Source organism: Frigoribacterium endophyticum (genome assembly GCF_011759585.1).
Lineage (GTDB): Bacteria > Actinomycetota > Actinomycetes > Actinomycetales > Microbacteriaceae > Frigoribacterium > Frigoribacterium endophyticum.
In genome coordinates, this window is sequence record NZ_JAAOYV010000001.1 from 1,114,981 (window position 1) to 1,128,595 (window position 13,615).

General features: G+C 75.1%; 11 protein-coding genes and 1 other RNA gene. 10 read left to right on the top strand and 2 right to left on the bottom strand.

Translation table 11 applies throughout. From position 1 onward, the window contains the following. The first annotated feature begins 71 nt into the window (after positions 1-71). From FHR77_RS05185 to rnpB, 7 genes are all read left to right on the top strand, one after another. Positions 72-1,007 (top strand): WcbI family polysaccharide biosynthesis putative acetyltransferase, encoded by a 936-nt coding sequence (locus FHR77_RS05185; protein ID WP_167259099.1) that lies wholly within the window; start codon positions 72-74, stop codon positions 1,005-1,007. Beyond that, positions 1,004-2,047, top strand: a complete 1,044-nt coding sequence (locus FHR77_RS05190) for a glycosyltransferase family protein (protein WP_167259100.1) — start codon at positions 1,004-1,006, stop codon at positions 2,045-2,047. Before FHR77_RS05185 ends, FHR77_RS05190 begins: the two co-directional genes overlap by 4 nt. Next, complete coding sequence (locus FHR77_RS05195) at positions 2,023-3,420, top strand: glycosyltransferase (protein ID WP_341777227.1); 1,398 nt, start codon at positions 2,023-2,025, stop codon at positions 3,418-3,420. The genes FHR77_RS05190 and FHR77_RS05195 overlap by 25 nt, the downstream gene beginning before the upstream one ends. Before the next feature lie 109 nt (positions 3,421-3,529). Continuing rightward, positions 3,530-4,903, top strand: coding sequence for a hypothetical protein (locus FHR77_RS05200; protein ID WP_167259101.1), 1,374 nt, complete (start codon positions 3,530-3,532; stop codon positions 4,901-4,903). A gap of 9 nt (positions 4,904-4,912) precedes the next feature. Continuing rightward, entirely contained in the window at positions 4,913-5,728 is an 816-nt protein-coding gene (locus tag FHR77_RS05205; RefSeq protein ID WP_167259102.1) for a Nif3-like dinuclear metal center hexameric protein, read from the top strand. A 65-nt stretch (positions 5,729-5,793) separates the two neighbouring features. Continuing rightward, positions 5,794-6,534: a zinc ribbon domain-containing protein gene (locus FHR77_RS05210; protein WP_255465392.1), complete on the top strand. Its 741-nt coding sequence runs from the start codon at positions 5,794-5,796 to the stop codon at positions 6,532-6,534. 70 nt (positions 6,535-6,604) lie between these two features. Continuing rightward, positions 6,605-6,987: RNase P RNA component class A (gene rnpB / locus FHR77_RS05215), an RNA gene on the top strand. 112 nt (positions 6,988-7,099) lie between these two features. Here the strand turns inward: rnpB and ppgK are convergent. Together ppgK and map are read right to left on the bottom strand one after the other, a co-directional pair. Then, complete coding sequence (gene ppgK / locus FHR77_RS05220; RefSeq protein ID WP_056054479.1) at positions 7,100-7,867, bottom strand: polyphosphate--glucose phosphotransferase; 768 nt, start codon at positions 7,865-7,867, stop codon at positions 7,100-7,102. 38 nt (positions 7,868-7,905) lie between these two features. Continuing rightward, on the bottom strand, positions 7,906-8,769 hold the full coding sequence (gene map, locus FHR77_RS05225) for a type I methionyl aminopeptidase (protein ID WP_167259103.1): 864 nt from the start codon (positions 8,767-8,769) through the stop codon (positions 7,906-7,908). Between the two features lie 90 nt (positions 8,770-8,859). Between map and FHR77_RS05230 the strand changes: the two genes are divergently transcribed. From FHR77_RS05230 to FHR77_RS05240, 3 genes are all read left to right on the top strand, one after another. Continuing rightward, positions 8,860-9,033 (top strand): hypothetical protein, encoded by a 174-nt coding sequence (locus tag FHR77_RS05230; protein ID WP_056054483.1) that lies wholly within the window; start codon positions 8,860-8,862, stop codon positions 9,031-9,033. Between the two features lie 66 nt (positions 9,034-9,099). After that, positions 9,100-10,437: a glutamine synthetase family protein gene (locus FHR77_RS05235; RefSeq protein ID WP_056054486.1), complete on the top strand. Its 1,338-nt coding sequence runs from the start codon at positions 9,100-9,102 to the stop codon at positions 10,435-10,437. A 30-nt stretch (positions 10,438-10,467) separates the two neighbouring features. Continuing rightward, positions 10,468-13,413, top strand: coding sequence for a bifunctional [glutamine synthetase] adenylyltransferase/[glutamine synthetase]-adenylyl-L-tyrosine phosphorylase (locus tag FHR77_RS05240; protein WP_167259104.1), 2,946 nt, complete (start codon positions 10,468-10,470; stop codon positions 13,411-13,413). Positions 13,414-13,615 lie beyond the last annotated feature (202 nt).

A 13,615-nucleotide genomic window follows, 5' to 3' on the forward strand; every position in this document is an offset into this window, starting at 1 on the left:
CGGGAGGGCCCCGGACCCGGCAAGCTGGGGCTGCCCGCCACGACCGTCGCCGGCAGGAAGGCGACCCCATCGTGACCACCACCCCCGTCGTCGACGGCCGCACGCGCCACTACGGCGACTTCTACGGGCTCAGCGAGCCCGAGGGCGACGGCGCCGTCGCCCTCGTCGTCGGCAACTGCCAGGCGGAGTCGCTCCGCATCGCCCTCGAGGGAGGCGGCCTGCGGACGGTGAGGACGCCCGCGGTCCACGAGCTGGTCGCCACGGACCTCCCGCACCTCGCCCGCTGGCTCGGCCGGGCGGAGCTGCTGGTCTCGCAGCCCGTCCGCGACGACTACCACGGCCTGCCCCTCGGGACGGCGCAGCTCGCGGCGGCGCTGCCGGCGCGGGCCCGCGTCGTGAGGGTGCCCGTCATCCGGTTCGCGGGCCTCTACCCGGCGCACGCGATCGTCCGGCCGCCGAGCGACGCGTCGCTGGTGCCGCCCGTGGTCGAGTACCACGACCTGCGGCTCGTCGTGCGGGCCGCGGCCCGGGGCGGCGCCGTCGACGCGCCCTCCCCGCTGCCCCCGCTCCGGCCCGAGTCCGTGCGGGCGGTCGCCGAGCTCTCCCGGGGCGAGCTGCGACAGCGTGAGGAGGCCCACGACGCCGTCGTCGTCTCCGACCTCTTCGACCGCCCCTCCTTCGCGCAGATGCGCACGCTCAACCACCCCGGCAACCCGGTCTGGCGGTCGCTCGCCGAGCGGGTCCGTCGCCGGCTCGCCCTGCCCGAGCACGAGGTCGACCCGGGGCGCCCCCTGCTCGACAGCGTCCACGCGCCCCGGGAGGCCGTCGTCGTCGAGGCGTTCGGCCTCGACGAGGAGCCGACCGACCACTGGGTCGTCGGCGGTCGCCGCCTCGAGGCGGCCGAGGTCGAGGAGGCGCACCTCGGCTGGTACGCCGACCACCCCGAGGTCGTGACGGCGGCGCTCGCCCGCCACGCCGACGCGCTGCGCCTGCTGGGCCTGTCGTGAGCGACTCTGCGCCGTCGGCGACCGACTCCACGGGCCTCCCGGCCCTCGTCGTCACCGACGACCGCCAGCACGGGGTCTCGAACTACGCACGGGGCGTCGCGGCGGCCGTGGCGGCCCTCGTCGGGCGGGACCTCGCGGTCGCGCCGGACGCGCTCACCGGGACCGCGCCTCCGGCCCGGTCCCACCTCCACTTCACCGACCGGCTCTGGGGCGGGTCGCCCGAGGAGGCGGCCGACCGCATCGAGGACCTCGCGCGCCGGACGTCGCTCACGGTCACCCTGCACGATCTCCCGCAGCCGTCCGACGGCGAGCGCAACCTCCCGCGGCGCGCCGAGTGCTACCGGCGCGTGGTCGAGGCGGCCGCGGGCGTCGTCTGCAACAGCCGGCACGAGGCGCTGCTGCTCGATGAGCACGCCCTCGTGGGGGCGGGCGGCCGCGCGGCCGTCCTGCCCCTGGCCGTCGACCCCGTCGGGCCGGCGCCCGCGCCCGGGCAGCGCCCGCCGCCGGACGGGACGGCGGCCGTCATCGGGTTCTTCTACCCCGGCAAGGGCCACGCCGAGCTCGTCGACGCCGTCGTCGAGCTGCGGGCCGCCGGGTCGGCCCTGCGGGTCGCGGCCCTGGGTCGCGCGTCGACGGGCCACGAGGCCGAGCTCGCCGAGCTCGTCGCCGGCGCCGCCTCCCGCGGAGCGTCGCTGGAGGTCACGGGCTACCTCGACGACGACGAGCTGCTCGAGCGCTGCCGCCGGGCCGCGGTGCCCGTCGCCGCCCACCGGCACGTCTCGGCCTCCGGATCGATCGCGACCTGGATCGCGGCCGGGCGGCGCCCCCTGGTGCCCGACACGAGGTACTCCCGCGAGATGGCCGAGCTGCGGCCGGGCACCCTGACCCTCGTCGACCCCGACGACCTCGTGACGGCGCTGGCCGCGGCCCTCGCCGACCCCGCCTCGACCTGGCTCGGGCCCTCGGCCGTGACGGCGCCCGGCCTTGCCGACGTCGCGGCGGCCTCGGTGCGCTGGTGGGCAGACGAGGTGGCCTGGTGACGGCGCGGCCGCCGTGGGGGCGGGGCCTGCCCGGCAACCGCTGGGACCTGCTCGACGGCGAGCTGCCCGCGGAGCCGCCCCGCGTCAGCGTCGTCGTGCCCCACTACCGCCAGCAGGCCGAGCTCGACCGGACGCTCGCGGCCCTCGCCCGGCAGACGCACCCCGCCGATCGCCTCGAGGTCGTGGTCGTCGACGACGGGTCGCCCGAGGCGCCCGTCGTGCCGCCCGGCGTCGTGCTCGTGCGGCAACGCGACGAGGGCTTCCGGCTGGCCGCGGCGCGGAACCTCGGCGTGCGGACCGCCACCGGCGACGTGCTCGTCTTCCTCGACGCCGACACGGCGCCCGAGCCGGGCTACGTCGCCGCGGTGACCCGGCTGCCCGCCCTCTCGCCGGAGGTGGTGACCGTGGGTCGACGCCGGCACGCCGACTTCGCCGGGGTGCCGGTCGACGCGCCGGTCGAGGTCGCGGGGCCGGCCGCCGAGCTCCCGTCGCCTGCGTGGCTCGACGACGCCCACCGGGCCAGCCGCGACCTGCTCGACGCCGACGACCGGTCGTACCGCCACGTCATCGGGGCGGTCACGGCGTGCAGCCGGTGGCTCCTCGAGGAGGTCGGCGGCTGGGACGAGGGCTTCACCGAGTACGGGGGAGAGGACTGGGAGTGGGTCCACCGCGCCTGGCGGGGCGGGGCCGTGCTCGCGCACGTCCGCGACGCGGTCGCCTGGCACGACGGCCCGGACTGGGCCGGTCGCTCCGCCGACGCCGACGCCCGGCAGCGGCGTCAGAACGCCGAGACGATCACGCTGAGCAGGCTCGTGGCCGTGGCTGGCTCCCGCCCCCGGGCGCTGCGGGGCGACGGGCCGGTCGACGTCGTCGTGCGCCTCGGCCGCGCCCTGTCGCCGGGACGTGCCTTCCTCACGGCGGACTCCGTCCTGGCGGTGCTGCCGGAGGCGCGGCTCGTCGTCCCGGAGGAGGTCGCGTCGGCCGTCGAGGATGACCCGCGGGTCGTCTCCGCGGCGGAGGTCGCGGCCCGGCCCGCGCTCGTGACCGGTGCCCGGGTGACGGTCGACCTCCCCGGTGAGGTGAGGGTCCGGGACGGCGCCGCCCTCGTCCGCGCCGTGGCCGAGGTCGGCGTCGGCGAGCTGGGCGCCGTCGAGCTGTGCGCCGTCGGGCCTGAGGACGGTGGGCGGGACGACGGCGGGGCCAGCGGGGCCGCGCCCGTCGTCGTCGCCCGCGTCACGTCCCGACGCGCCGAGCTGCGGCGGGCGCGCTGGGAGCGCGACGACCTCTTCCGGACGGAGCGCCGGGGTGCCGACGGCCTCGAGCCTGTCGTCGGCGAGCCCTCCCTCGCGGCGTGGCTCGGCGGGTGGGGCTGAGGGGCAGGCGCCGCACGGGCCTGCCGACGGCCCCGCGACTCCGCCGTTCCTGCTGGTCACACCGGCGAGCCTCCCCGGCCCGGCGTGCCGCCCGAGGTACCGTCCCGCCATGACCGACAGCGTGCGGACGGCCGAGGGCGACACCATCGTGGTGCCCGAGGCCGACGACGCACCCCAGCGGCACCGCTCGACCTTCGTCGAGCCGGTGCCCCGCACGTCGCCCGAGGCGGAGGCCACCGCCCCGCCCGAGGCGACCGACCAGGAGCTCCGCCCCGTGACACCCACCCTGACGCCCGAGGCCCCCGCCGACCTGGAGCAGTCGCCCGCCGACCCCGAGCAGTCGCCCGCCGACCTCGACCCGGCGGCGGTCGTCGAGCCGAGCGCCCCGGTGCGCGAGCCGCGTCCCGTCTCCGTCCCGTCGCACCGGGCCGACGTGCCCGCCGACGTCGTGCCGACCGACGCCGCCGAGCCCCGCCCCGCGAGCGTCGCGCGGCACTCCCTCGACACGTCGAGCATCACCCTCCCCGTCTTCGCCGAGCCCGTCGACCCCTCGCTGCCGCAGCCGCCCGAGCGCATCTCGCTCGACGACGACGTCCTCGTGCGCATGGTCGAGCGACGCCTCGACGACACGGCGACCGTCGACCTGATGGCCGTCGTCCAGGCCCAGATGGAGGCGCGTCGCCAGGAGGCCGCCCGCTTCGCCCGCTGGGCCGACGAGGTCGGCCGCATCGGCACGGACGAGGCCGCCGAGGCCCTCGAGCGCACCCGCCTCCGGTTCACCGGCGTCATCGACGTCGTCCTGCCCCTGATGCCCGCTCCGGGCGACGAGGTCGCCGTCGCCCCGGTGGTCGCGTCCGAGGCCGCCGCGCCCGCCGTCCTCGACGTCGCTCCGGCGCCCGAGGCCCCTCAGGTCGTCGAGGAGGCGCCCGCCGGCTCCCCGGCACCGGTCACGACCGCCGCCGCCGCCGAGGTCGCCCGCGCCGAGCCGGCTCCCGTCCCCTCCGACGTCGTCGCCGGCACCTCGGCCGCTGACGCTCCGGTCGCCGTGGCCGCGCCCTCGCGACGCCCCCTCGCCCTGGCCGGCCTGGCCGTCGGCGTCCTCGTCGTCCTCGCCGCCCTGGTGCTCACGCTCCTCGACGCCGGCCTCCTGGTCTCCGCCGTCGTGGCGACCCTCGCGGTGCCGGTCGTCGGGGGCCTCGTGGCCACCGCGGCGCTCCGCGTCGCCTCGCAGCGCCGCCCGGGCGACGCCCGGCTCGAGACCCGGGGCCCGATCGCCGTCGTGGCCGCCGTCGTGCTCTCCGCCGTCGTCGGCCTCGGCCTGCTGGCCCCCTCGTCGGAGGCCCTCTCGTGGCAGGGCTACCTGCTCGGCGGCGCCCCGCTCGAGCCGGTCGTCGGCCTGCTCGTCGCCCTGGTCGCCGCGGCCCTCGTCGCGGTGGTCGTGGTCGCGTCCGTCGCCCTCGTCCGCCCGGCGGCCCGCGACTAGGCTGACGGGGTGTCCTCCCTCGCAGCCGTCTCCGCCGCCGTCGAGCGCCTCTGGCCCCTCGCGGGCGCCGAGTCGTGGGATTCTCCGGGCCTCGTGCTCGGCGACCCCGAGCAGCCCGTCCGGCACGTGCACCTGGCGGTCGACGCGGTGCTCGACACCGTCGACGAGGCCGTCGCCCTGGGCGCCGACCTCCTCCTGACGCACCACCCCCTGCTCTTCCGCGGCGTGACGACGCTGGCGGGCGACACGACCAAGGGCGCCGTCGTGGCCCGGCTGCAGCGGGCCGGGTGCGCCCTCCTCGCGGCGCACACCAACGCCGACGTCGTGCCCACCGGCACCTCGCGGGTGCTGGCCCACCAGCTCGGCCTCGTCGACCAGTCGCCGATCACGGCGGGCGCCCTCCCGGGCACCGGGCTCGGCGTCGTCGGGCGCCTCCCGCGCCCGACCAGCCTCGTCGCGCTCGCCCGCCAGCTCGGCGACGTGCTGCCGCCCACGGCCTCCGGAGTCCGTGTGGCCGGAGACGCCGACCGCGTCGTCGAGACCGTGGCGCTCTGCGCGGGCGCCGGCGACTCGCTGCTCGACCACCCCGCCGTGCGGGCCGCCGACGTCTACGTCACGAGCGACCTCCGGCACCACCCCGCCTCCGACGCCCGCGACCTGATGCGCCTCGGCCACGGGCCCGCCCTCGTCGACGTGTCGCACTGGGCGAGCGAGTGGCTCTGGCTCGACACCGCCGCGGAGCAGCTCCGATGCGAGCTCGACGACGTCGAGGTCACCCTGAGCGACCTCCGCACCGACCCCTGGGACTTCGCGGTCGTGCAGTAGCCGCCGCCGACCCGCCCGGGCGCCCCGGCGCCCGCCCCGTTCCGCCCCTGACGAAAGAAGTCCCCGTGCCGTTGCAAGCCAGCCCCGCCGACCAGGCCCTGCTGCTCGACCTCCAGAAGCTCGACACCACCCTGCAGCAGCTCGCGCACCGTGCCGCGAACCTCCCCGAGATCGCCGTCCTCGCGACGGTCGACGGCGACGCCCACCGCCTCCGCAGCCGCATGGCGTCGGAGCAGGGCGCCTGGGAGGACGCGCAGGCCGAGCTCCGCCGCGTCGAGTCCGACGTGGCGGTCGTCGAGGCCCGCGTCGCCCGCGACCGGCAGCGGCTCGCGAGCACCTCGTCCGTCAAGGACGTCCAGGCGCTCGAGGCGGAGCTCGCCGCCCTCGCGAAGCGGGGCTCCGACCTGGAGGACATGCAGCTCGAGGTGATGGAGCGCGTCGAGAGCCTCGGCGCCGTCGCCACGGTCACCCACGAGGAGCTCGACCAGCTCGAGGTCCGCCGGGCCGACGCCCGGAGCACGCGCGACGCCAAGCTCGGCGAGCTCGAGATCGAGCGCCGTCAGGTCGAGGCCGACCGCGCCACGCTCGCCGAGAAGGTGCCGGCCGACCTGCTCGACCTCTACGAGACGCAGCGTCGCCGGTACGGCATCGGTGCCTCCCTCCTGCGCGGCGGCGTCTCGAGCGCCAGCGGGGTCACCCTGACCGGCAGCGACCTGGCCGCCGTGCGCTCCGCCAGCGCGTACGACGTCGTCCTCTGCCCCGACAGCAACGCCGTCCTCGTGCGCACGAACGAGTCCGGGATCTAGGCCTCTCCGGGGCACGGGGGCCGGCACCGGCTCGGCGCCCCGCCGGCGCGCGCTACAGTGGCAGGGCGGATGGGTCGGCAAGACGGTCGCGTCGGTCGGGGGCTCGCTCCCGACCGCCGAGGAACGTCCGGGCTCCACAGAGCAGGGCGGTGGGCAACACCCACCCGGGGCGACCCGCGAGACAGTGCAACAGAGAGCAGACCGCCTCGGTCACGTCGTGAGACGGGGCCGCGGTGAGGGTGAAACGGTGGTGTAAGAGACCACCAGCGGTTCGGGTGACCGACCGGCTAGGCAAACCTCGCCCGGAGCAAGGTCAGACAGAGGACGTCGAGGTGGCTCGCCGAGTCCTCGGGTAGACCGCTGGAGGGCTGCGGCAACGTAGTCCCGAGATAGATGGCCGTCCATGGTGCCTCGGCACCGGGACAGAACCCGGCGTATCAGCCGGCCCATCCGCCCCAGACCGACAGGAGGCCCGGGTGCAGGAGGCACGCCTCCCGCACCCGGGCCTCCGTCACGTCGTGACGACGGTCGGCCCGGGCGGTCGCCGCCCCGGGCCGTCGTCGGTTCAGACCGCGGTCGTGGGCCGCGACGACGCCGCGAGGGCCGCCGCGCCGAGGATGCCCGCGTTGTTGCGGAGCACGGCCGGCACGATCTCGGCCCGGAGGTCGAGCAGGGGGAGGAACTCCTGGTGGTGCTTCGAGACGCCGCCGCCGACGATGATGAGCCGCGGGTAGAGCAGGGCCTCGAGGTGCGAGTAGTACTTCTGCAGGCGCTTGGCCCAGTGCTTCCAGCTCAGCTCGTCGCGTTCCTTGGCGGCGAACGAGGCCTTCGTCTCGTAGTCCTTGCCGCCGATCTCGAGGTGGCCGAGCTCGGCGTTGACGATGAGGACGCCGTCGTTGATGAGCGCGGTGCCGATCCCGGTGCCCAGCGTCGTCATGACCACCAGCCCCGGGACCCCCTTCGCCGCGCCGTAGCGCGTCTCGGCGTAGCCCGCCGCGTCGGCGTCGTTGACGAAGTGGATGTCGCGCCCGAGGGTGGTCTCGAAGAGGCGCTCGGCCTCGAAGTCGATCCACTTCTTCGACACGTTCGCGGCCGACAGCGTCTTGCCGTCCATGATCGCGGCGGGGAAGCAGACGCCGACGGGCACGTCGAGGTCGTCGACGCCGAGCTCCTCGACGATCTGCTTCACGACGGCCACGATGTCGTCGGGCTCGCCGCCGGCCGGGGTCGGCTTCTTGAGGCGGTCGGTGAGCAGCTCGCCCGACTCGACGTCGACGATCGCCCCCTTGATGCCGGTGCCGCCGATGTCGATGCCCACTGCCTTCTGTGCCACGGGTGGAACCTTCCTAGGGGAGTGTGTCGGAGTTGGGGTCAGCTGAGGGTGAGCACGTCGGCGCCGCGCTCGGTGACGACGAGGGTGTGCTCGAACTGCGCCGTGAGCGACCGGTCGCGGGTCGTGACCGTCCAGTCGTCGGGCCAGATGTCGGCCTCGACGCCGCCGAGCGTCAGCATCGGCTCGATGGTGAAGACCATGCCGGGGGTCATGACGTCGTCGTACTGCGGGGCGTCGTAGTGCGGGATGACCAGGCCGGAGTGGAACGCACGGCCCACGCCGTGGCCGGTGTAGTCGCGGACGACGCCGTAGCCGAAGCGCGCGGCGTAGGACTCGATCGCGCGGCCGATGACGTTCACCTGCCGGCCCGGCGCGACGGCCTTGATTCCCCGACGCAGGGCCTCCCGCGTCCGGTCGACGAGGTCGACCGTGGCCTGGGGCGCCTCGCCGACGATCATCGTGCGGTTGAGGTCGCCGTGGACGCCGTCCTTGAACGCGGTGACGTCGACGTTGAGCAGGTCGCCCTCGACGAGGGTCGTGTCGTCGGGGATGCCGTGGCAGATCACCTCGTTGAGCGAGGTGCAGATCGACTTCGGGAAGCCGCGGTAGCCCAGGGTCGAGGGGTAGGCGCCGTGGGCGACGAGGAACTCGTGGGCGACGCGGTCGAGCTCGTCGGTGGTGACGCCGGGGCGGAGGGCCGCCTCGACGGCGTCGATGGCCTGCGAGGCGATGCGACCGCTCTCGCGGATGAGCTCGACGGTCGCGGCGTCGTGCACGTCGCCGCCCGTGTAGGGCGCCGGCCCGGCCTTGCCCACGTACTCCGGTCGAGGGATCGACGCGGGGACCGGACGCTGCGCTGAGATCCGGCCCGGGGTCAGGTGTCCGTGGGAGTCCCGAGGCATGTCGTCCACCTTAGGGGGAGACGTCGTCCGCGGGGCGCAGCGGCGGGCACCCGGCGGCCCCGGGCCGAGCCCCGGAGGTAGCCTGCTGCCATGGCACCCGAGTACTGGTACAACATCACCACCCACGAGGTCGAGGAGGGCAAGGTCTCGCCGGCCGTCGACCGCGCCGGCCCGTACGCCACCCGTGAGGAGGCGGAGCGCGCGATCCAGACGATCACGGAGCGCAACGCCCGCCTCGACGCCGAGGACGCCGCCGACGACTGACCGGGCCCGCGCCCCCGCGGCGCGCGTCCCGTCCACTAGCCTGGTCGTCGAGCAGAAAGGCCGTGCATGGACAAGCAGACAGACTTCGTTCTTCGGACCATCGAAGAGCGGGGCATCAAGTTCATCCGCCTCTGGTTCACCGACGTGATCGGCACCCTCAAGTCGGTGGCCATCGCGCCGGCCGAGGTCGAGGGGGCGTTCGCCGAGGGGATCGGCTTCGACGGCTCGGCGATCGAGGGGCTGACCCGCTCCTACGAAGCCGACGTCCTGGCGCAGCCCGACCCGACGACGTTCCAGATCCTGCCCTGGCGGGGCGAGATCGACCCGACGGCCCGCATGTTCTGCGACATCACGACGCCCGACGGGCAGCCGGCGGTCGCCGACCCCCGCAACGTCCTGAAGCGCACGCTCGCCCGCGCCGGCGACCGGGGCTTCACCTTCTACACGCACCCCGAGGTCGAGTTCTACCTCCTCAAGAGCGCCCAGCACGGCCCGGAGGGCCCCCAGCCGGTCGACTCCGCCGGCTACTTCGACAACGTGCCCGGCGGCACCGCCCACGACTTCCGTCGTCGCTCGGTGCGCATGCTGGAAGACCTGGGCATCTCGGTGGAGTTCAGCCACCACGAGGCCGGCCCCGGCCAGAACGAGATCGACCTCCGCTACGCCGACGCGCTCACCACGGCGGACAACATCATGACCTTCCGCACGGTCATCAAGGAGGTCGCGATCGAGCAGGGCGTCTACGCGACGTTCATGCCGAAGCCCTTCAGCCAGCACCCCGGCTCGGGCATGCACACCCACATGTCGCTCTTCGAGGGCGACTCGAACGCCTTCTACGAGGCGGGCGCGGAGTACCAGCTCTCCCGCATCGGTCGACAGTTCATCGCCGGCCTGCTCAAGCACGCCCCCGAGATCACGGCCGTCACGAACCAGTTCGTCAACAGCTACAAGCGCCTCTGGGGCGGCGACGAGGCCCCGAGCTTCGTGACCTGGGGCCACAACAACCGCAGCGCCCTCGTGCGCGTGCCGCTCTACAAGCCGAACAAGGGCAACTCGAGCCGCGTCGAGTACCGCGCGATCGACTCGGCGGCGAACCCGTACCTCGCCTTCTCGCTCATGCTGGCCGCCGGCCTCAAGGGCATCGAGGAGGGCTACGAGCTGCCGACCGAGGCGGAGGACAACGTCTGGGGCATGAGCGACGCCGAGCGCCGCGCGCTGGGCTACAAGCAGCTGCCCGCCAGCCTCGACCACGCCCTCTCGATCATGGAGGACAGCGAGCTCGTCGCCGAGACGCTGGGCGAGCAGGTCTTCAACTACGTGCTGCTCAACAAGCGCCAGGAGTGGAAGGCCTACCGGGCCCAGGTCACCCCGTACGAGCTGCGCTCCAACCTCGAGATCCTCTAGCCCGCGCCGCAGTCCGCGCGCCCGACCGTCATGACCCGCCCGAGCACCGGACTGTCCGAGCTCGCCCGGCTGGGCTTCGCGGAGCTGCGGGAGGCCCGCGACCGCATCGAGCGGCTGGTCGCCGAGGAGCCCCGGGCGGAGTCGCTGGTCGCGTCGTTCACCCGCGCTCCCGACCCCGACGCGGCGCTCCGGCACCTCGAGCGGCTCGTCGAGCGCGACGCCGGCGGCGTCTCCCGGCTCCTCGACGGCGGAGCCGGGCCCCGCCTGGTGCGCGTGCTCGGGGCGTCGTCGGGCCTCGCGGAGTTCCTGACGCGACGACCGGACCAACTCGCGGGCCTCCTCGTTCCCCTCACCGCGCCTCCCTCACCGGAGGAGTACGTCGACGACCTCCTCGCCGCCGTCGCCGGGCTGGTCGGCGACGACGCCGCGGTCGCGCTCCGTCGCCGGTACCGCCACCACCTCCTGCGGCTCTCGGCCTGGGACCTCGAGTCCTCCGACCCGGTCGCCGTCCTGCCCGAGGTGGCCGCCGCCCTCGCCGACCTCGCCGGCGCCGCCCTCGAGGCCGCCGTCGACGTCGCCCGGCGCGAGGTGCCCTACCCCGCCGCTGACGTGGCCCGCACGCGCTTCACCGTCATCGGCATGGGCAAGACGGGCGCCCGCGAGCTCAACTACCTCAGCGACGTCGACGTCGTGTACGTCGCCGAGGGCGCCGACGGGCTCGAACCGGGCCGGGCCGTCGAGATCGCCACCCGCCTCGCGGTCCACGCCGTGCGCGCGGTCTCCGACCTGTCGATCGAGCCCGAGCTCTGGGAGGTCGACGCGAACCTCCGCCCCGAGGGCAAGGACGGCGCGCTAGTCCGCACCCTCGACTCGCACGTGGCGTACTACGACCGCTGGGCCCGGGGGTGGGAGTTCCAGGCGCTGCTCAAGGCCCGGCCGATCGCCGGCGACCGCGAGCTGGGCGAGCGCTACGTCGAGCGCATCGCGCCCTTCGTCTGGTCCGCGGCCTCCCGCGAGGCCTTCGTCGAGTCGGTGCAGCGGATGCGCGAGCGCGTCACCGACCTCATCCCCGCCGACGAGGTCGACCGTCAGCTCAAGCTAGGGCCGGGGGGCCTCCGCGACGTCGAGTTCACGATCCAGCTGCTCCAGCTCGTGCACGGCCAGGCCGACGACGGCGTCCGGGAGCGCTCGACCCTCGCGGCCCTGTCGGCGCTCGCCCGCCGGGGCTACGTCGGACGGGCGGAGGCGGCGGAGTTCGACCGCGACTACCGCGTCCTCCGGCTGCTCGAGCACCGCATCCAGCTCTCCCGCCTGCGTCGCACGCACCTGATGCCGACCGACGACGACGACCTCCGCGCCCTCGCCCGCGGCACCGGCCTGGCCGGCTCGGCCCGCGAGCTCGTCGAGGCGTGGCAGGGCGTCAAGCGACGCGTGCGCACCCTCCACGAGCGCCTCTTCTACCGCCCGCTGCTCTCCGCCGTCGCGGCGCGGCCGGAGGAGGAACTGGCCCTCAGCACCGACCAGGCCGCCGCGAGGCTCGCGGCCATCGGCTTCGCCGACCCGCGGGGCGCGCTGGGGCACATCGCGGCCCTCACGGGCGGCGTCTCCCGCCGCGCGAGCATCCAGCGCCACCTCCTGCCGGCGATGCTGCAGTGGTTCGCCGACGGCACCGACCCGGACCTCGGCCTCCTCGCCTTCCGTCGGCTCAGCGACGGGCTGGGGGAGTCCTACTGGTTCCTCCGCATGCTCCGCGACTCCTCCGGGGCGGCGCACCGCCTCACCACCGTCCTGTCGACGTCGCGCTTCGTCGCGGATCTCCTCGAGCGCGCCCCCGAGGCCGCGGTCTGGTTCGAGAACGACGACGAGCTGCGCCCCCGTAGCCTCGCCAGCCTGCTCGACGAGACGCACGCGACCCTGGCCCGTCACGACACCCCGGAGGCGGGGGCCGCGGTCCTGAGGAACGCCCGCCGACGCGAGGTCCTCCGCCTCGCCATCGGCGGCATCCTCGGCCTGATGACGATCGACGAGCTGGCGGCCGGGCTCACCGACGTGACCACGGCCGCCATCACGGGCGCCCTCGCCCTCGCGCGGCGCGACGCGGGCGACATCGAGTTCGCCGTCGTGGCCATGGGGCGCTACGGGGGCCGCGAGCTCGGCTTCGGCTCGGACGCCGACGTGCTCTACGTCTACCGGGCCCCGGACGGCGACGAGACCGCCCACCGCCGGGCCGTGCGCGTCGTGGCGGAGCTGAACCGACTGACCGCCGACTCCCTCGTGCCCCTCGACCTCGACGCCGGCCTGCGCCCGGAGGGCAGCAGCGGGCCCGTGGTGCGGTCGTTGACCTCCTACCGGGCCTACTACGACCGGTGGTCGCTCACGTGGGAGGCGCAGTCGCTGCTGCGGGCCCGCGCCGTGGCCGGCGACGAGGCGCTGCGCCGTGACTTCACGGCCGTCGCCGACACGGTGAGGTACCCCGCGGAGCTCTCCGAGCAGGAGGTGCGGGAGGTCAAGCGCATCAAGGCGCGCGTCGAGGCCGAGAGGCTGCCCCGCGGCGCCGAGCCGTCCCGGCACCTCAAGCTCGGGCGGGGGTCGCTGAGCGACGTCGAGTGGTTCGTGCAGCTGCTCCAGCTGCAGCACGCCCACGCCGTGCCCGCCCTCCGCACGCCCTCGACCCTCGACGCCCTGGCGGCGGCGGAGGAGGCCGGGCTCGTCTCGGCGGAGGACGCCCGCAAGCTCCACGACGCCTGGGTGATCGCCTCCCGCGCACGCTCGGCCGGGGTCCTCTGGACGTCGCGGACGTCCGACGTCCTGCCGACCGACCGTCGTCAGCTCGAGGGCGTGGCGCGGCTGATGGAGTACCCGCCCGGCTCGGCGACGCGGCTGGAGGAGGACTACCTCGCCGCGACCCGGCGTGCCCGGGCCGTCTTCGAGCGGGGCTTCTACGGCCTCGACGAGGCTCCCACCCCCACGGGCTGAGGCGCGACACGCCCGGGATGCAGATCTCGGCGGGTGAGGCACGAATTCGTCGCGGGTGATCGCTGCGTACCCCGATATCACCCGATGTACCCCGACCGAGATGACCGGCGTGTTTCGGGCTCGTGGCCGGCGGGAGCACGGCCCGTGTCTGACAGGTCCTTCTCAGGTTCACGGGTACTCGCTCTTGGTGCTTCAGTCGATC